This window comes from Saccharopolyspora elongata (assembly GCF_004348985.1).
GTDB classification, from domain to species: domain Bacteria; phylum Actinomycetota; class Actinomycetes; order Mycobacteriales; family Pseudonocardiaceae; genus Saccharopolyspora; species Saccharopolyspora elongata.
On the sequence record NZ_SMKW01000069.1, the window covers coordinates 1 to 17,414 of the forward strand.

Below are 17,414 nucleotides of genomic sequence, written 5' to 3' on the forward strand. Positions count from 1 at the left end.
CTCCCGCTGCCCGAACCCCTCCAACCACAGCCGCCACACCTCATCGCCATGCCGCTCGACCACCGACACCACAACACCTCCACCAAGATCATTCCAGGAGATGTTGCACCCACCCCTTGAGACCAAGCGCGAAACCGTCATCCGGCAGGCGTGCGAACGCCGCTTTCGCGCGAAAACGGCGTTCTGGGCAACCCCGAACAGCCTCCGCCGCGGCCTAACACCCACGACCCCGGGGCCACGCAAACGCTCCGCGAGCGGCAGATCGCGAAGCGCGAGGGTCTAGCCCCGACGCTTCGGTGGCGGTGCGTCACCCACGGACGCCGTGCCGGTCCTCGGCTTCGGCGGCGGCGCATCGTCAACCGATGCCGTGCCGGTCTTGGGCTTCGGTGGCGGTACGTCACCCACCGATGCCGTGCCGGTCTTGGGCTTCGGCGGTGGCGCGTCGCCCACCGATGCCGTCTTGGGCTTCGGTGGCGGCGCGTCGCCCACGGACGCCGTGCCGGTCTTCGGCTTCGGAGGCGGGGCGTCGCCGACCGAGGCCGTGGCCGGTTTCGGGGTTTCGGGCTGCTTGGGGTGCAGGGCGTCCGCGATCGACGGGCGCGGCGTCGTCGGCTCGATGATCGTCGGGACACCCAGCCTCGGCGTCGACTGCGGCGTCGTCGGCTTGGCCGGTTCCGGCTTGTCCCGCTGGGTTTCGCCGAAGACCGGCGGGGCCGCGTCCGGCGGCGTGCCGAACAGCTCCTCCGGCTTGCTCTTCAGGCGGGACTGGTTCTTGCGCTCCTGGCCACCGCCCTGGCCGCCGGCCATCCCGCCCATCATGCCCATCGGCATCATGCCGCCGTACATGCCACCGGCCGCGGCGCCACCCGCCACGGCCGCGCCACCGGCGGCGGCAGCGGCCGCGGGCGGAATCGCCGAAGGCTCCCCGGCCCGCGTGGTGTCGCCCGGGGCGAGCTCCTGCTCGGCACCTCCGGCAGCCGCGGTGCCCGAAGCACCCACCGCGCCACCGCCACCACCGGCAGAACCGCCGCCACCAGCACCACCGGCCGGTTCGCCGCCACCGGACGCGCCGCCACCACCGGCAGCAGCCGGTTCGGCCGCGGCGGGATCGGCGGGCGCCGGAGCGGCCGGGTCGCTGAAGTCCCAAGCCTCGGCGGGCATCCGGTGTTCGAGCTTCGCCGGCCCCGCCGAGCGGCCCGCGGCCACGTCGTCGCAGAACCGGGCGAACGCGCGATAACTGTCCGAAATGGACTCCGCCAGTTCCTGCGCGGGCTGCGCCAGCTCCGCGAGGTGCTTGCGCGCCCGCTTGTGGCCGTCTTCCGGCTCCAGCAGCGCGCCGGACACCGAGTCCGCCGCCTCGGCGACCAGCGCGCCCAGGTCCTCGAACTGCGACTGCAGGGCTTCCACCGTGTGATCAAGCACATCCGCCAGCGCGCGCATCGTGTCGACCAGGTCGTGGCCCGCCACGCCGACCTCGCGGATGTGCCCGAGGAACGCGTCGGCGTCCTTGCCCTGCCAGGCCGAATCGATCCCGCCGAGCTTGCCCTGCACGCCTTCCGCGGCGTGCTCGATGCTTTCCGCGCCCTTGCGCCAGACCCGCGCGGCTTCGAGCAGTTCCTCGTGGCGGCCGACCAGTTCGGCGAGGTCGGCGGGGATCGAGTTCGCGAAGTCCAGCTCGTCGGCGACGCGGGACAGGTAGTCGAGGTGTTCGGCAACCTCGGGGCTCTTGGCCATGATCACGCCTCCTGCTTCCGGAACTCGACGGCGCTGTCGTCGTCGCCACCGCTGTGGAAGTCCACGACCTCGCCCAGCTCATCACCGGCCCGGGTCAGCGTCTCCCCCGCTCTGCGGCTCTGGTCCAGCAGCAGCTCGCAAAGCCGTTGGTACGCCTCGGCAGCGCCCGCCTCGCGGCCGAGCGCGCCAAAGGCCTCCGGGGCCAGTTCCGCGGCCGCCATGGCCGGCTGCGCTGCCGCGATCTCCTCGCCGGCGACGCGCACCTCGCGCGCGCACGTCGCCAGCCATTCGACGTCGATCCGGATCCCCGACATCCGGCACCTCCCACGTTGGTCGCTCTCAAGCGTTTGTCTTTCAAGCAGCCGCTCAGCCACTGCGCGACCGGCACCGCCGCGGGTTCCGCTACCGGCACCGCCACGCAGGACGAGTTCGCCAGACCGCTCCTAAAACGATCCGCCCGCAGCTCACCGTGGGCTGCGGGCGGATCGCTTGTTCCTCGGACGTTCGAGCCGACCTGTTCGGTTCCAGGTTCGCGGGTGGTTCTGCACGACCACCCTCGAACCGTCAGCTACCTGGCTGGACGCCTCCGGCTTGCTGCTGTTGCTGCGGGTTCTGCGGCGGGCGGTTCACCCCGCCCGGCCCCACCGGGACCGAGTCGTAGGTCAGGCTCGCATTCGCCGGGTCGAGGAAGTCGCCCTTCGGCAGCACCCGCATCAGCCAGGACGGCCCGGCCTTGATGTCCCCGGCGCCACCGATCACGCCGAGTCCCTGCGCGGTCGCGACGTCCTTGATGCCGAACTGCACGCCCTGGTCGGAAACCAGGAAGATCGGGCCGCTGTCCGCGCCCGCCTCGTTCGACGCGCCGCGCACCACCGCCGCCTTGCCCGGCGGCATGTAGAAGTAGTCCACGTTCTGCTGGGCACCGTCGTACTGGGCCAGCTTCACCGGCGGCTTCGCCGTCGGTGAGCCCTTGTGCACGGTCACCGTGATGTTCTGGTCACCGTTGACGTTCTTCCAGCTCAGGCAGGACGTGTCGGACTGCTGGAAGGTGACCGGGGTCGGCACCGCCATCGGGAAACCCGACAGGTTGAGCTGTTCGGAGGTGTCCGCCAGCTGGGCGTCGGTGACCGCACCGGTCGCGTTCGGGATGTCCTGACTGTCGTTCTTCGACGCGTGCAGCACGGCCGCCGCGCCCTCGCTGATCTCCTGCTTCCCGCTCGGCAGCAGCAGGAAGAACTGGTCCGGCTGGCCGGGCACGGTGCGCTTGACCACGTCACCGACCTGGTAGCGGGACATGTAGCTCAGCTGCGTGCCCTCGTTGGGAACGGTGGGCACCTGCAGTGCGGGCACCTCCGGGATCGCGTTCAGCATGTTCGTGCTGATCGTCCGCGGGGTGGCGCCCCGCAGCCGGAAGATGTCCATGACGGCGGTCTCCGTCTGGTCGATCTCCGACTTGACCGCGTGGGTGTGCGCGCGGCCCGGCAGGTCCTTCACGCGGTAGACGAGGTATTCCTTGCCGGACGTCTGGTCCTTGACGTACAGCGACTGGTTCGGCGCGATCTCCGTGCCGTGGTTGCCGTCACCGCCGATGACCGTCGTCTCCACCTTCGCCGACGCCTCGACGCGGGCGCTGCTGAGGGTGTCCCGGACCTGGCCGACATCGCAGATCGCCCAGGACGCCTCGGCGACGTTCTTCGCGTCCGGCAGGTAGGTCGGGGCGTTGACCATGCCGGTCAGCGCGCCGCGCGGGAAGTCCGCCAGCGCGGCCTGCTTCACCGTCGTGGTCGGCACCGGACCGCCGCCCTGGCCGCCGCCCTGGGCCATGACCAGCAGCTTCGCCGATGCCATGTTCATCATCGGGATCAGCCGCTTCTGGGCCTGCTGGTCGGAAGTGACGACGAAAACGCTGCCGCTTTCCTTCGCGATGATGATCGACCCCGGTTCCGGCACCGAACCCTTGCCGCCGAAAAGACCCCAAACCAGGAAACCGATCATGCCGATCGCGGCGAGCACCGCGCCGGCGACCGTGGCCCGCTTGTGCGAGCCCATCGGATCGTGGAGCATCACCGCGTCTTTGCGCACCAGCGCCGACTCCATGCGGCGCAGCACGAACCGATACGCCTGAACCTGTGACTTCGTTGTGGGTGTTGATGCCATTCTTCGCCTACAGCTCTCCCGTCCGAGGTACGGTTTCGCAGGATAGTCGCAGAGAGATACCGAATGGGTGCGGTTCGACCGAGTCCGTCAGTATTCTCGTCAGGCGGCTGACTCCAGAACGCGTCCCAGCGCGCCGTGCGCCGCACCAAACCTGCGAGGGGGAGAGACCGAACGGATGTCCGTGACCACACAACATCCGGCCCAGCCGACTGCTCCCGGGCCCGCCAATCCGCCCCGCGCTCGAATTCGCGCGCGCCGTCGGCGGATCAACGGCGTGACGCTCGGCGGCATTCCGGCGGCCAACATCGTGCTCATCGAGGTGGGCCTCGCCATCGGGCTCATCCTGGCGATCATCGGCGCGAAGCTGAACCTGGTGCAGGTGCTGCTGCCGGTCGGTGCCGGGATCGCGCTGCTGTCGATCATCATCGCGCTGCTGCGGCGGCGCGGCCGTTGGTTCACGCAGTGGTTCGGGCTGGTGCTCGAATACCGCGGCCGCAACCACACCCGCGTTTCCCAGCCGGCCAGCGTCGACGCGATGGAACCGGCTGAGGACAAGGACGGCGACGGCATCATCGGCCCGGACGAGAACCACCGGGTCGCGCTGCTGCGCCTGGTCGTCGAGGACCTGGTGATCTCCCGCGCCCAGGACCACGACCGCAACCCGGTCGGGATGTCCTGGCACAAGGGCAAGTGGACCGCCGTACTGATGGCCGAGCCGTCGCCGTCGCTGCTGAACCCCATCGAGGACACGCCGAACCTGCCGCTGGGCGTGCTGACGCCGTGCCTGGAGGACCGCGGCGTGGTGCTCGACGCGATCCAGGTCATCTGGCACTGCTACCCGGGAAGCGCGGCGCTGCCGTCGAATTCCCCGGCGCTGAACTCCTACCTAGAGGTCCAGGGCCGGCTGCCCGCGGCGGCGCGGCGCACCACCTGGATCGCGGTGCGGCTGGACCCGCAGCGCTGCGCCAAGGCGATCGGTGAGCGCGGCGGCGGCATCCTCGGCGCGCAGCGGGCGCTCATCGGCGCGCTGTCCCGAGTGCGCAACGCGCTGGAGCGCAGCGGCATTCCGACCCGCCCGCTGGACCCGGACGAGCTCCTGCAGGCCGGGATTTCCTCGGCAGAACTGCACAACGTGCTCGGTTCGCAGCGGCCCGTGGGCCTCAAGGAGCGGTGGGACGGCGTGACCGCGGGTGGCGTCGGCCACTCCAGCTACGCCATCACCAGCTGGCCGAACCAGATGAACGACAGCCTCAACGTGCTCACCGGGATCCGCGCGCTGTCCACCAGCATCGCGCTGTCCATCTCGCCGGTCGGCGAGACGGACGAGGTCGGGCTGCGCGGCCTGGTCCGGGTCAGCGCCCGAACCCCCGCCGAACTCGACACCGCCGACGAGCGGCTGAAAGCGATCAGCGGCCGCATCGGCCTGACCCTGACCCCGCTGCGCGGCTCGCAACTGGCCGGCTACGCGGCGACGCTGCCGCTCGGAGGTGCGGCATGAGCCGAAGCAGAACCATCGACGTGCCGGGCAGCCGCGGCGCGGCACCGGAATTCCTGGTCACCCCGGAAACTCTGGACGCGATCAGCCCGTCCGCCGACCGCGGCGGCGTGATCATCGGCTCGGACCCGCAGGGCAACGCGCAGGCCGCGTCGATGCTGCGGCCGCACCCGACCCGCATGGTCACCGTCGGCGGCCTGTACCTCGCCCGGCAGCTGGCGCTGCGCGCGATGGCCACTGGCGCGTGGGTGATCGTCGCCACCGGGCGGCCGGCGGCGTGGAAGATGCTGGAGCGGGCGGCCGGCCAGACCCCGGACGGGAAGCCGGTGCCGCTGGTGCAGATCCGGCGGCTGGCGCCGTTCGACCTGCCCCGGTCCACTGAGGACACCCCGCTGCTGGTGATCCACGACGGCGGTGCAGTGCCGCAGGAACTGTTCCCGCCGCGTGCCCCGTGGCAGACGACCATGTACGTGCTGCCCTACCTGCACCCGCAGGTCAGCAGCGGCACGGCGGCGAACACGGCGGACCTGGTGCTCCTGCAGCGCCTTCCGCTGAACCAGGCGCAGCTCGCCCAGCGCATCTGGAGCCTGCACGGCCACCAGGTCCAACAGCTCACCCAGCTCAAGGACGACCAGGCGATCGCCCTCGGAAACATGACGTGGACGATGATCCGTCTGGTGACGAAGGCGATGGAACAGGAAATCCTGGGCCCGATCCGCCGAGGCGACTGACCTCTCCGGCAAGCAACGGAGAAGCCCCGACCGAACCGGTCGGGGCTTCTTCATTTCCGGCACTGCGCACAACGAGTGGTAATAGCCGCTGTTCACTCCGAACGCTGCGCGAACAGCGATCCGAACCGGGAACTTCCAGGCGGCGACCGTCGACGCGCAGGCCGCCGAGCTTTCGGAAGACTCCAATTTTAGGCAAAATTGGGTGTCCGCCTCTGCACCACAGCCTGGACCTCGTCCACGATTCGCTGCGGTGCCTTCGCCAAATCCTCAGCGGTCACGACGATGACGTGCCAGCCGCTGGCTCGCAACCATCGAAGCCGCCGCTGATCGCGCCGGAACTGCTCGGGCTCCGCGTGCCAAGCACCGTCGTACTCGACCAGCACCCGTGCGTCATCGAAGCCTAGATCGGCCCGCAGCATCGTGCCGTTTTCCCCGGGAATCTCCAACTGCGGCACCGGCTTGAGCCCAGCCATCACGAACATGACGCGGAGAACCGACTCGGGCAGCGACTCCGCCCGGTGGTCGAGGAACTCGAAGGCCCTTCGAGCCCGCCGGATTCCGTAGTCGTGCCGCCCCTCCATGTACTTCCCGATCGTCTCCTTATCGATCACTCTGGCGTGCAACAACATGTCGCAAAGCCCAACCGCCTGGTGCAGCGAGTTCCGCATGAGGATGTCGAGCGCGGCCCGCTCCAAGACCGCAAGGCGAACCCCAGACCACGGAGCGCTCTCGAACTCGTAGTGCCGCACGGCCCAACATCGGATTCCGTGCAGCCTCTTGCATCCCTTGACGAGGACCTCGACCGGATCCTGCGGCCGGGCCAGGGCGACGCCGTGCAGCGTCGCTGCCGACTTCCCGGTTATAACCGCTCCTGGCGGAAGCTTCATCGCCACGGCGCGACATCGGAGCTCGTGCGTTAGGGGCGTTTTCTCAGTCCTGTAGACACCGTGGATCACGCGACGGTACTCGGAGCTCTTCAGGTCGTCGTCGGTCAGGCCGGCCTGGAGAGCTTCGACGCGGGTGAACAACCCGGGGCGTTGACCAAGGGCAAGTGCGTTGACAGTCATGCACCCAAGGTTGCTGAGCGATCACCATCCGCACAATGAGGTCGAGCGGATCTGTGGACTGCCGAGTCCTCTGTGGATAGACGACCAGCCCCGAATGGGTGAGCCTGTCCAATTTTAGGCAAAATCGGAACACCAGCGGACGCCGCGAGGCCTCGAGGGACCTCCAATTTTAGGCAAAATTGGGCGCACCGCGGCTCCAGAACCGGTCAGGGAAGGGTTCGCATCGCCCGGGTCTGGGTGGCCCTGGTTTCGAGTTCTTCGTCCGACGGGTAGTCGATCGCCGTCAGCGTCAGGCCGTGGGCCGGCGCCACCGCCGTTGTCCGGGTGGTGGATTCCAGGAGCTCCGCCGGCCACGGCTCGGCCCTGCGGCCGTCGCCGACCATCAGGAGCGTGCCCACCAGGCTCCGGACCATCGAATGGCAGAACGCGTCCGCGCTCACGTGCGCGACGATCAGGTGCTCCGCCACCCGCTCCCACTCGAAGCGCTGGAGCTCGCGCACCGTCGTCGCGCCGTCCCGCGGCTTGCAGTACGCCGCGAAGTCGTTGAGCCCCAACAGCTCCTGGGCCGCTGCGTTGAGCGCCGCCACTTCCAGCGGCCGGTTCCAGGCGAGCGTGTCCCGGCGCCGCAGCGGGTCCACGCCCCACGGCGCATCCGACACCTGGTACCTGTAATGCCGCCGCAGAGCCGAGAATCGCGCGTCGAACGCCGCAGGCACCACTCGGGCCCCCAGCACCCGCACGTCCGCCGGCAGGATCCGGTTCCACCGGTGGACCATCCGCCCCAGGTCCGGAATCCCTTGCTCGTCAACGGAAATCCGCCCGCCACCGGCCGGGTCGTGGGGCACTACGTCGAAGTGCACGACCTGGCCCGAAGCATGCACCCCGGAGTCCGTCCGCCCCGCGACCACCACGTGCCGCGGCACCGAGCGCCCAGGCGGCTGCTTCGCCAGCGCATCCTCCACCAGGCCCTGCACGGTGCGCTGGCCCGGCTGAGTCGCCCAGCCGCAGAAATCCGTTCCGTCGTAGGACAAATCGAGGCGCACGCGAACGAGCCCGCCCTCCCCAGCGGGAGCGACGGGCTCGTCCACAGCAGTACTACGTGCCTGAATCAGGACTCGTCCTTCTTCTCGGCAGCGGTGTCCTCGGCCTTGGCCTCGGTCGCCTCCGGGGCCTCAGCGGCCTCGGTGGTCTCCGCCTGAGCCTCGGTCGCCTCGGCCTTGGGGGCCTCCTCGTCCTTGGCGAACTTCGTACCGCGAGCGGCCTCCGCCTCGGTGGTGACGAGCTGCTCGGTCACCAGCGCGATGACGGCCATCTTCGCGTTGTCACCCTTGCGCGGCATCGTCTTGATGATGCGGGTGTAACCGCCGTTGCGTTCCGCGAAGTGCGGGCCGATCTCCGCGAAGAGCTTGTGCACGACGTCCTTGTCGCGGATGGTCTTCATGACCTCGCGACGGTTGTGCAGGTCGCCCTTCTTGGCTTTGGTGATCAGCCGCTCGGCGATCGGCCGCAGCCGCTTCGCCTTGGCCTCGGTGGTGGTGATCCGACCGTGCTCGAACAGCGAGGTGGCCAGGTTGGCCATGATGAGCCGCTCGTGCGCCGGCGACCCGCCGAGACGCGGACCCTTGGTCGGGGTGGGCATCGGTTGCTCCTCTCAGGGCGCGCCGGTGTACCCCGGACGCGCAACACAGCTACAGCTGCTCTGTCTCCGCGTAGTCCTGACCGTCGTCGTAGCCGTTGTCCTCGACGGGCCCGACCGCGCCGACGGTGGTCTCCTCGGAGGACCAGCCTTCGGACGGGTACTCGGCCGCCGCGGCCGACGGGTCGAATCCGGGCGGGCTGTCCTTGAGCGCGAGCCCAAGGCCGGCCAGCTTCATCTTGACCTCGTCGATGGACTTCGCACCGAAGTTGCGGATGTCCAGCAGGTCGGCCTCGCTGCGCGAGACCAGCTCGCCGACGGTGTGGATGCCCTCCCGCTTGAGGCAGTTGTAGGAGCGCACCGTCAGGTCGAGGTCCTCGATCGGCATCGCGTAGGCCGCGATGGTGTCAGCTTCCGCCGGCGACGGGCCGATCTCGATGCCTTCGGCGTCGATGTTGAGCTCGCGGGCGAGCCCGAACAGCTCGACGAGGGTGCGTCCCGCCGAAGCCACCGCGTCGCGCGGGGTGATCGACGGCTTGCTCTCCACGTCGAGGATCAGCTTGTCGAAGTCCGTGCGCTGCTCGACACGGGTCGCCTCGACCTTGTAGGTCACCTTCAGCACCGGCGAGTAGATCGAGTCCACCGGAATGCGGCCGATCTCGGCGCCGGTCTGCTTGTTCTGCATCGCGGGGACATAGCCACGACCACGCTCGACGACGAGCTCGATCTCCAGCTTGCCCTTCGCGTTGAGGGTGGCGATGTGCAGGTCGGGGTTGTGCACCGTGACGCCCGCCGGCGGCACGATGTCGGCCGCGGTGACCTCACCCGGACCCTGCTTGCGCAGGTACATCGTCACCGGCTCGTCTTCCTCGGAGCTGACGACCAGCTCCTTGATGTTCAGGATGACGTCGGTGACGTCTTCCTTCACACCCGGAATCGTGGTGAACTCGTGCAGCACACCGTCGATGCGCAGGCTGGTGACCGCCGCCCCCGGGATCGAGGAGAGCAAGGTACGACGCAGCGAGTTGCCGAGGGTGTAGCCGAAGCCCGGCTCCAGCGGCTCGATGACGAACCGGGAGCGCGTCTCCGACACCGCCTCTTCGGACAGTGTGGGTCGCTGGGAGATGAGCACTTCGTTTTCCTTTCCTCACGACGCCCGCTATTTGACGCCGATGGAATGGCGTTGCCCGCGAAGCGCGGGCCGGTGGCGGATTCCTGCACCGCCACCGCTGGCTGCGAGCCGCCGGCGGCCGTACCCCGAAGGGAGCCGCCGGCGGGACGCGTCACTTCGAGTAGAGCTCGACGATGAGCTGCTCGGTGACCGGAGTGTCGATCTGCGCGCGCTCCGGGCGCTGGTGCACCAGGATCCGCAGGTTCGAGGGCACGACCTGCAGCCAGGCCGGAACCGGACGCTCGCCCAGGGTCTCCTTGGCGATGATGAACGGCGTGGTGCCCAGAGACTTCGGCTTGACGTCGACGATGTCCCACTTCGAAACCTGGAAGCTGGGGACGTTCACCTTCTTGCCGTTGACCGTGAAGTGGCCGTGGCTGACCAGCTGACGCGCCATGCGGCGGGTGCGGGCCAGGCCGGCCCGGTACACGACGTTGTCGAGCCGGGACTCCAGCAGCTGCAGCAGGTTGTCACCCGTCTTGCCGGGGCGCCGGTTGGCGTTCTCGTAGTACGAGCGGAACTGACGCTCCAGCACACCGTAGGTGAACTTCGCCTTCTGCTTCTCCTGGAGCTGCAGCAGGTACTCGGTTTCCTTGATGCGCGCGCGGCCGTGCTGACCCGGGGGGTACGGACGACGCTCGAACGCCTGGTCACCACCGACGAGGTCAACCTTGAGACGGCGGGACTTGCGGGTCGCGGGACCGGTATAACGTGCCATCTTTGTCTACTCCTTCCCGCGCCTCAGACCCGACGCCGCTTCGGCGGCCGGCAGCCGTTGTGCGGCTGCGGGGTCACGTCCTGGATGGTGCCGACCTCGAGACCGGCGGCCTGCAGCGAGCGGATCGCCGTCTCGCGGCCCGAACCCGGACCCTTGACGAAGACGTCGACCTTCTTCATGCCGTGCTCGGCGGCCTTGCGGGCCGCGTTCTCGGCGGCCATCTGCGCGGCGAACGGGGTGGACTTACGAGAGCCCTTGAACCCGACGTGGCCGGCGGAGGCCCAGGCGATCACCGCACCGGTGGGGTCGGTGATCGAAACGATGGTGTTGTTGAACGTGCTCTTGATGTGCGCCTGGCCGTGAGCGACGTTCTTCTTTTCCTTGCGCCGCACCTTCTTGACGGCGCCAGCGCGAGACTTGGGTGGCATGGCTTAGCTGACTCCTAGCGAGGCTTACTTCTTCCCGGCCTTCTTCTTGCCGGCGACCGTCTTCTTCGGCCCCTTGCGGGTACGGGCGTTGGTCTTCGTCCGCTGCCCGTGAACCGGCAGGTGCCGGCGGTGCCGAAGCCCCGCGTAGCAGCCGATCTCGATCTTCCGGCGGATGTCGGCCTGGACCTCGCGGCGGAGGTCACCCTCGACCCGGTAGCTGCTCTCGATGTAGTCGCGCAGCTTGGTCAGCTGCTCGTCATCGAGGTCGCGCGGCCGGGCGTCGGGCGAGATTCCGGTCGCGGAGAGGATCTCCTTCGACCGGGTCTTGCCGATCCCGTAGATGTAGGTAAGCGCGATCGCCATGCGCTTTTCGCGCGGCAGATCAACGCCGACGACCCGTGCCATCTGGCCGGTTCTCCTTCGTTTTTCCAGGTCTGCTCCCTCGCCGCCCCCGCAACTGGTGCGGAGCCCCGGCCTGGTCCGGGGGTCAGTCGGCCCCACGTTAGGGCCGACAGGTCAAGGGAGTTCCTTCTCGATCCTTGCGACGCTGTGCTGCGCTCAGCCCTGACGCTGCTTGTGACGGGCGTTGTCGCAGATCACCAGCACCCGCCCGTGACGGCGGATGACCTGGCACTTGTCGCAGATTCGCTTCACACTCGGCTGGACCTTCACGGTCGTGCTCTCCTGCTCGGACGCGTGTCCGGTCACCCGGACACCGTGGAGGTCACTTGTAGCGGTAGACGATGCGCCCACGGGAAAGGTCGTACGGCGAGAGCTCCACCACGACCCGGTCCTCGGGCAGGATGCGGATGTAGTGCTGACGCATCTTGCCACTGATGTGTGCGAGGACCTTGTGGCCGTTCTCCAACTCGACACGGAACATCGCGTTGGGAAGCGGTTCGATCACCCGACCCTCGACCTCAATGGCCCCGTCTTTCTTGCCCATGTCCTCCGCGTTTCGTGACGGTGACGGTTTTGCGGACCTAAGTCCCGCCGCGTGCACCGGAGGCCCCGGCACCCACGACGGGCACACCGCAGCCCGGCCCGAAACACCGATGACGACCCGATCCGGATGTTCGGAAGCGGATACCCAGGCACAACGAACCGGCGCTACGAGTGCGCCGATGTTCCACTGTACGCCCCGCCGATCGGGCACTCCACATCGGGGCAGCTCAACGCCGCCCCGGTTACTCCGCGCAACATTGATGTCACGCTGCACCACCGCACCAATGCGGCGGGTTGCGTGGGTGCTCCGAGCCTCACTACGTTCGATCACGCTCGACACCGGGGTCGAGGCCGACGCCGTGGGACAACCGAGGAGAAGCGTGACACCCCAGCAGGACCAGCAGATCGGCAAGGTCGGGCAGAACGCGACCAGCAAGCTGGACGAGTACCGGACCTTCTTCCAGACCGCGGTGCGCAACCCCAGGATGGTGGGGGCGGCGACTCCGACGTCCGCCGCCGTCGCCGCCACGGTGGCCCAGGTGGTGCCGACCACCGGCACCCCGGTCGTTGTCGAGCTCGGTCCCGGGACCGGCTCGTTGAGCGACGGCATCCACCGCCGGCTGCCCACTGGCTCCCGGCACGTCGGCATCGAGCTCGGCGAAGGCATGGTCGAGCACCTGCGGGCCCACAAGCCGTGGATGGAGATCGTGCACGGCGACGCGAGCGACCTGCTCGCGCTGCTGGACAAGCACAACATCGACCGCGTCGACGCCGTCATCAGCAGCATCCCGTGGTCGCTGCTGCCGAGCGACGCGCAGAACCACATCCTGCGCCAGGCCGCCGAGGCGCTCGCCCCGCAGGGTGCGTTCACGGCGCTGACCTACCTGCCCGCCGACCACACACCGGGCGGCCGCCGCTTCCGCGCCCGCCTGACGCAGACGTTCGACGAGATCATCACCCACACCACCTGGCGCAATATCCCGCCGATCCTGCACTACATCTGTCGCCGGCCCCTGCGCTGAGACCCCGACCGGGGGTGGCTCGGGTCTCGTCCGGGGCAACCCCGGAGGCCGCCGGGCACGACGGGGGCGCAGGCTTTGCGCATGAGCGAGAGCACCCCCGCAACGCGACTTCGTGAAAACGCCCTGCCACGCGCTGCGACCCGCGGACCGCAGCGGGACGCTGCGATGGAAGCACCAGCTACCACCGCCGCGTCCGGCGAACGGGCAGGAGCAGCCGTGAGCAAGCGAAAGAAGCTGCGCGAGTACTGGACGTTCCTGAGCCGCGCGGTCCGCCGGCCGTCGACGTTCGGCGCCGTGCTGCCGACCTCCCGGCACGTCGCAGCCGCGGTGGCCACTGTGGTGCCCAGCTTCGGCACGCCCACGGTGCTGGAGCTCGGCCCGGGCACCGGCGCGCTCAGCAGCCCCATCCAGCGCCGGCTGTCCGAGGGCGCGCGGCACCTCGCGGTCGAGATCGACCCGGAGATGGTCCGCTACCTGCACCGCACCAAGCCCTGGCTGGAAGTCATCGCGGGGGACGTGACGGACCTGCGCGAACTGCTGGACGCCGCCGGGGTCGACCGGGTCGACGCGGTCATCAGCAGCATCCCGTGGACCCTGCTGCCGCCGGACAAGCAGCGCGAACTGCTGGAGCAGGCGGTCTCGGTGCTGACGCCGGGCGGGGTGTTCACCACGGTCACCTACTTGACGACGCTGTGGCGACCGTCCACCCGCGAGTTCGTGTCGGCGCTGGAGGACACCTTCGACGAGGTGCTGCCGCGCACCGCGATCTGGCGGAACGTGCCCCCGGCCCGCATCTACGCCTGCCGCCGGCCGAAGTGACGGCGACCCGACCCGGCGCGACTTCCATCGAGACCAGACATTCGATTTCCGCCGAAATCGAACAAGTGGTCCACAACCCTCGGCGTGTCGTGACCCGACACGCCGCAGGAACGCAAGTTCCATTGAAATCGAAGGTCCGATTTCAATGAGCGTTTTTCATCCTGGTCCGGCCCCGCAGTCGCGAGTAGCAAAGCTGCACGTCGATGGGGTGCCGCATGCGCCGCAGGCGCATAACCCACCTACGACACCTGCACCGCCGCGGGTTCACTGTGCCCGTGCCCCTGGGGCACTCCTGGGCGGGACGGCCCTGACGCCGTGTATTGGACATACATAAGTCAGGGCACCCACAGACCAGGGAGCCTCTGAGGTTCCGCCACCCGCACCGCCACGCAAAACGAGGTTGGAAACCCCAACGGAACCTGCGTCGGGTCCCGATCAGTCCTCGGCGGCGGTGAGGACCCAGGGGCCGTCTTCGGTGATCGCCACCGTGTGCTCCCAGTGCGCCGCGCGGGAGCCGTCGTCGGTCACGACCGTCCAGGCGTCGTCGAGCTCCTCGGTCTCCGCCGAGCCCAGCGTGAGCATCGGCTCCACCGCGATCGCCATGCCGACCCGCAGCTTCGGGCCGCGCCCGGGCTTGCCGAGGTTCGGCAGGAACGGCTCCATGTGCATCTGGGTGCCGATGCCGTGCCCGCCGTACTCCGCGATGATCCCGTACTCCAGGCCGTCGGCCTTCGCGGCCGCGCGGGCCGCGGTCTCCACCGCGTGGGAGATGTCGGTGAGCCGGTTCCCGGCCCGGACCTGCTCGATCCCGGCCCACATGCTGGCCTCGGTGGCCGCAGACAGGGCTCGGTCCTGCGCGCTGACCTCGCCGATCGCCAGCGTCACCGCGGAGTCGCCGTGCCAGCCGTCCAGGATCGCGCCGCAGTCCACCGACAGCAGGTCGCCCTCGGCGAGGGCCTCGCTGCGGGACGGGATGCCGTGCACCACCTTCTCGTTCAGCGATGCGCAGATCGACGCCGGGAACCCGTGGTAGCCCTTGAACGACGGCACCGCGCCGGCGTCCCGGATCACCTGCTCCGCGACGGCGTCCAGCTCACCGGTGGTCGCACCGGGCTTCGCGTGCTCGGTCACCGCGGCCAGCGCGCGGGCGACGATCAGGCCGGCGGCGCGCATCGCCTCGATCTCGCCCCGCGACTTGAGCTCGATGCCCTTACCCCGACGCAACAAGGCACTCACCTTCAGGATTCTTTCTAGGATTGCGGTTCAGGCCGGCCGCTGCGGCCGGCCGACCGGCTCAAGCGCGGTTGCGCAGCGCTTCCAGCGCGCGGGACGTGATCTCCTCGATCGAGCCGACGGCGTCGATCTTGACGATCCGGTCGCTGTAGAACTCCAGCAGCGGCTCGGTCTCCGACCGGTAGACCGCCAGCCGGCGCCGGATGATGTCCTCGGTGTCGTCAGCGCGCCCGCGAGCGAGCATGCGCGTGACGAGCTCTTCCTCCGGCACCTCGAACTGCAGCACCGCGGTCAGCTCCGTGCCGCGCTCGCGCAGCATCTCGGCCAGCACCTCGGCCTGCGTGGTGGTGCGAGGGTAGCCGTCGAGCAGGAAGCCCTTGGCCGCGTCCTCGTCGGAAAGGCGGTCGCGCACCATCTCGTTGGTGACCTCGTCCGGGACCAGGTCGCCAGTGTCCAGGTAGCTCTTGGCCTTCTGGCCGAGCGGAGTGGCGTTGCCGATGTTCGCGCGGAACAGATCTCCGGTGGAGATGTGCGGGACGTCCAGCTGCTCGCTGAGCACGGCCGCCTGGGTGCCCTTGCCCGCACCGGGCGGGCCGACGAGAACCAATCGCACCAAGGGTCTGCCTCCGAATCAATCCGATCGCGCGCCAACTGCTGACGAGCTCCGCGGGCGCCCACCTGCATCGGGGCAGCCGCGCTCACACCCTACGCATGGGGCGACGCACCAGGTCGCCCCACCCGCAACGGGGGTATCCGGGCATGCGTCGACGCGCGCCCGGACCGTCCAGCCTACCGGAGGAAACCCTCGTACTTGCGCTGCGTGAGCTGGCTCTCGATTTGCTTCACGGTGTCCAGACCGACGTTGACCATGATCAGCACCGCGGTGCCGCCGAACGGGAAGTTCTGGTTCCCGCCCTGGCCACCGGTGATGCCGAGGAAGAAGTTCGGCAGGATCGCGATGATGCCCAGGTACAGCGAGCCGGGCAGCGTGATCCGGGACAGCACGAAGCTCAGGTACTCGGCGGTCGGCCGACCGGGCCGGATGCCCGGGATGAAGCCGCCGAACTTCTTCATGTCGTCCGCGCGCTCTTCCGGGTTGAACGTGATCGACACGTAGAAGTACGCGAAGAAGATGATCAGCGACATGTACAGCAGGATGTGCACCCAGCTGGACGGCGACACGATGTAGGTCTGGATGAACCGCGCCCACCAGGTGTCCTGGTTGCCGGCGAGCTGACCGAGCAGCTGCGGCAGGTACAGCAGCGAGGAACCGAAGATGACCGGGATGACACCGGCCTGGTTCACCTTCAGCGGCAGGTACGTGGAGGTCCCGCCGTACATCCGGCGGCCGATCATGCGCTTGGCGTACTGCACCGGGATCCGGCGCTGGGCCTGCTCGATGAAGACCACGGTCGCGATGATCACGACGGCGAAGGCGCAGACCACGGCGAACACCAGGCCGCCGTGCGACTGCAGGATCGCGCCGCCCTCGGCCGGGATCCGCGAGGCGATCGAGACGAAGATCAGCAGGGACATGCCGTTGCCGATGCCGCGCTCGGTGATCAGCTCACCCATCCACATCAGCACCGCGGCGCCGGCGGTCATGACGACCACGATGGTGATCAGGTTGAGCACCGAGTCGTCCGGGATGACCGACGTCGAGCAACCCTGGAACAGCTGGCCGCGGACCGCGAGCGCCACGATGCCGGTGCCCTGCAAGATCGCCAGTGCGATCGTCAGGTACCGGGTGTACTGGGTCAGCTTCGACTGGCCGGACTGGCCTTCCTTCTTCAGCTGCTCGAAGCGCGGGATGACCACCTGCAGCAGCTGGATGATGATGCTCGCGGTGATGTAGGGCATGATGCCCAGCGACAGCACCGACAGCTGCAGCAACGCACCGCCGCTGAACAGGTTGAGCAGCGAGTAAACGCTCTGCGAACCGCTGCCCTGGATCTCCTCGATGCACTGCTGGATGTTCGGGTACGACACCCCGGGGGCGGGGATCGTGGCACCGAGCCGGTAGAGCACGACCATGCCCAGGGTGAACAGGATCTTGCGGCGCAGGTCCGGCGTCGCCAGAGCCGAGCGGAAGGCGCCGAGCACGCGAACCTCCTGTACGCGAGCCGGTCGGAACCGGCCGGGAAAGATGCGGCAATTTCCGCAGCACCCGATGTTTACGGCACTGCCGGGGCGACTCTAGCAGGCCCGAACGCGGCCACGGACGGCGACCGAAGCCTCACTGCTGATCACGGCATCAG

The 17,414-nt window shown here is 68.7% G+C and carries 19 protein-coding genes; 4 read left to right on the forward strand and 15 right to left on the reverse strand.

The features are described 5' to 3' along the window. Window positions 1-279: 279 nt before the first annotated feature. From E1288_RS35140 to eccB, 3 genes are all read right to left on the reverse strand, one after another. Window positions 280-1,734 (reverse strand): WXG100 family type VII secretion target, encoded by a 1,455-nt coding sequence (locus E1288_RS35140; RefSeq protein WP_132493014.1) that lies wholly within the window; start codon window positions 1,732-1,734, stop codon window positions 280-282. 2 nt (window positions 1,735-1,736) lie between these two features. Further along, entirely contained in the window at window positions 1,737-2,048 is a 312-nt protein-coding gene (locus tag E1288_RS35145; protein ID WP_132493015.1) for a hypothetical protein, read from the reverse strand. 250 nt (window positions 2,049-2,298) lie between these two features. After that, window positions 2,299-3,891, reverse strand: a complete 1,593-nt coding sequence (gene eccB, locus E1288_RS35150; RefSeq protein ID WP_132493016.1) for a type VII secretion protein EccB — start codon at window positions 3,889-3,891, stop codon at window positions 2,299-2,301. 175 nt (window positions 3,892-4,066) lie between these two features. Between eccB and eccE the strand changes: the two genes are divergently transcribed. Together eccE and E1288_RS35160 are read left to right on the forward strand one after the other, a co-directional pair. Further along, window positions 4,067-5,389: a type VII secretion protein EccE gene (eccE, locus tag E1288_RS35155; protein WP_235884039.1), complete on the forward strand. Its 1,323-nt coding sequence runs from the start codon at window positions 4,067-4,069 to the stop codon at window positions 5,387-5,389. Then, on the forward strand, window positions 5,386-6,117 hold the full coding sequence (locus E1288_RS35160) for a hypothetical protein (protein WP_132493017.1): 732 nt from the start codon (window positions 5,386-5,388) through the stop codon (window positions 6,115-6,117). The genes eccE and E1288_RS35160 overlap by 4 nt, the downstream gene beginning before the upstream one ends. A 188-nt stretch (window positions 6,118-6,305) precedes the next feature. On the opposite strand, the gene E1288_RS35165 is transcribed toward E1288_RS35160, so the two are convergent. The 9 genes from E1288_RS35165 to infA form a co-directional block, all read right to left on the reverse strand. Then, complete coding sequence (locus tag E1288_RS35165) at window positions 6,306-7,184, reverse strand: DUF559 domain-containing protein (RefSeq protein ID WP_132493018.1); 879 nt, start codon at window positions 7,182-7,184, stop codon at window positions 6,306-6,308. 206 nt (window positions 7,185-7,390) lie between these two features. Beyond that, window positions 7,391-8,272, reverse strand: a complete 882-nt coding sequence (truA, locus tag E1288_RS35170; protein WP_132493019.1) for a tRNA pseudouridine(38-40) synthase TruA — start codon at window positions 8,270-8,272, stop codon at window positions 7,391-7,393. A gap of 20 nt (window positions 8,273-8,292) precedes the next feature. Continuing rightward, entirely contained in the window at window positions 8,293-8,823 is a 531-nt protein-coding gene (gene rplQ / locus E1288_RS35175; protein ID WP_132493020.1) for a 50S ribosomal protein L17, read from the reverse strand. Window positions 8,824-8,872: 49 nt separating this feature from the next. Beyond that, entirely contained in the window at window positions 8,873-9,952 is a 1,080-nt protein-coding gene (locus tag E1288_RS35180; protein ID WP_132493021.1) for a DNA-directed RNA polymerase subunit alpha, read from the reverse strand. A gap of 151 nt (window positions 9,953-10,103) precedes the next feature. Beyond that, the gene (gene rpsD / locus E1288_RS35185; RefSeq protein WP_132493022.1) at window positions 10,104-10,709 is read right to left on the reverse strand and encodes a 30S ribosomal protein S4; all 606 of its coding nucleotides are present in this window, start codon (window positions 10,707-10,709) and stop codon (window positions 10,104-10,106) included. Between the two features lie 23 nt (window positions 10,710-10,732). Then, window positions 10,733-11,137: a 30S ribosomal protein S11 gene (gene rpsK, locus E1288_RS35190; protein WP_132493023.1), complete on the reverse strand. Its 405-nt coding sequence runs from the start codon at window positions 11,135-11,137 to the stop codon at window positions 10,733-10,735. Window positions 11,138-11,161: 24 nt separating this feature from the next. Continuing rightward, window positions 11,162-11,542 carry a 30S ribosomal protein S13 gene (rpsM, locus tag E1288_RS35195; RefSeq protein ID WP_132493024.1) on the reverse strand — a complete coding sequence of 127 codons (381 nt, stop codon included), beginning with the start codon at window positions 11,540-11,542 and terminating at the stop codon, window positions 11,162-11,164. 153 nt (window positions 11,543-11,695) lie between these two features. Further along, window positions 11,696-11,809: a 50S ribosomal protein L36 gene (gene rpmJ / locus E1288_RS35200; protein WP_010315372.1), complete on the reverse strand. Its 114-nt coding sequence runs from the start codon at window positions 11,807-11,809 to the stop codon at window positions 11,696-11,698. 52 nt (window positions 11,810-11,861) lie between these two features. Continuing rightward, a complete protein-coding gene (gene infA, locus E1288_RS35205; protein ID WP_009948665.1) occupies window positions 11,862-12,083 on the reverse strand; it encodes a translation initiation factor IF-1 in 222 nt (73 codons plus the stop codon). A gap of 379 nt (window positions 12,084-12,462) precedes the next feature. On the opposite strand from infA, the gene E1288_RS35210 reads away from it, so the two are divergent. Both E1288_RS35210 and E1288_RS35215 read left to right on the forward strand, forming a co-directional pair. Continuing rightward, a complete protein-coding gene (locus E1288_RS35210) occupies window positions 12,463-13,104 on the forward strand; it encodes a class I SAM-dependent methyltransferase (protein ID WP_235884040.1) in 642 nt (213 codons plus the stop codon). A gap of 216 nt (window positions 13,105-13,320) precedes the next feature. Then, window positions 13,321-13,923, forward strand: coding sequence for a class I SAM-dependent methyltransferase (locus E1288_RS35215; RefSeq protein ID WP_132493026.1), 603 nt, complete (start codon window positions 13,321-13,323; stop codon window positions 13,921-13,923). Window positions 13,924-14,358: 435 nt separating this feature from the next. On the opposite strand, the gene map is transcribed toward E1288_RS35215, so the two are convergent. The 3 genes from map to secY all read right to left on the reverse strand — a co-directional run bounded on the left by map (window position 14,359) and on the right by secY (window position 17,259). Continuing rightward, window positions 14,359-15,150, reverse strand: coding sequence for a type I methionyl aminopeptidase (map, locus tag E1288_RS35220; RefSeq protein ID WP_132493048.1), 792 nt, complete (start codon window positions 15,148-15,150; stop codon window positions 14,359-14,361). 67 nt (window positions 15,151-15,217) lie between these two features. Further along, window positions 15,218-15,772, reverse strand: coding sequence for an adenylate kinase (locus E1288_RS35225; protein ID WP_165968422.1), 555 nt, complete (start codon window positions 15,770-15,772; stop codon window positions 15,218-15,220). Between the two features lie 173 nt (window positions 15,773-15,945). After that, on the reverse strand, window positions 15,946-17,259 hold the full coding sequence (gene secY / locus E1288_RS35230) for a preprotein translocase subunit SecY (protein WP_132493027.1): 1,314 nt from the start codon (window positions 17,257-17,259) through the stop codon (window positions 15,946-15,948). Window positions 17,260-17,414: the final 155 nt, after the last annotated feature.

Excerpts from the sequence above, each read along its gene's own strand:
- eccE (WP_235884039.1), top strand. The coding sequence starts at position 4,067 with ATGTCCGTGACCACACAACATCCGGCCCAGCCGACTGCTCCCGGGCCC.
- rpsM (WP_132493024.1), bottom strand. The coding sequence starts at position 11,542 with ATGGCACGGGTCGTCGGCGTTGATCTGCCGCGCGAAAAGCGCATGGCG.
- E1288_RS35145 (WP_132493015.1), bottom strand. The coding sequence starts at position 2,048 with ATGTCGGGGATCCGGATCGACGTCGAATGGCTGGCGACGTGCGCGCGC.
- infA (WP_009948665.1), bottom strand. The coding sequence starts at position 12,083 with ATGGGCAAGAAAGACGGGGCCATTGAGGTCGAGGGTCGGGTGATCGAA.
- rplQ (WP_132493020.1), bottom strand. The coding sequence starts at position 8,823 with ATGCCCACCCCGACCAAGGGTCCGCGTCTCGGCGGGTCGCCGGCGCAC.
- E1288_RS35165 (WP_132493018.1), bottom strand. The coding sequence starts at position 7,184 with ATGACTGTCAACGCACTTGCCCTTGGTCAACGCCCCGGGTTGTTCACC.
- E1288_RS35160 (WP_132493017.1), top strand. The coding sequence starts at position 5,386 with ATGAGCCGAAGCAGAACCATCGACGTGCCGGGCAGCCGCGGCGCGGCA.
- rpsD (WP_132493022.1), bottom strand. The coding sequence starts at position 10,709 with ATGGCACGTTATACCGGTCCCGCGACCCGCAAGTCCCGCCGTCTCAAG.
- E1288_RS35140 (WP_132493014.1), bottom strand. The coding sequence starts at position 1,734 with ATGGCCAAGAGCCCCGAGGTTGCCGAACACCTCGACTACCTGTCCCGC.
- rpsK (WP_132493023.1), bottom strand. The coding sequence starts at position 11,137 with ATGCCACCCAAGTCTCGCGCTGGCGCCGTCAAGAAGGTGCGGCGCAAG.
- eccB (WP_132493016.1), bottom strand. The coding sequence starts at position 3,891 with ATGGCATCAACACCCACAACGAAGTCACAGGTTCAGGCGTATCGGTTC.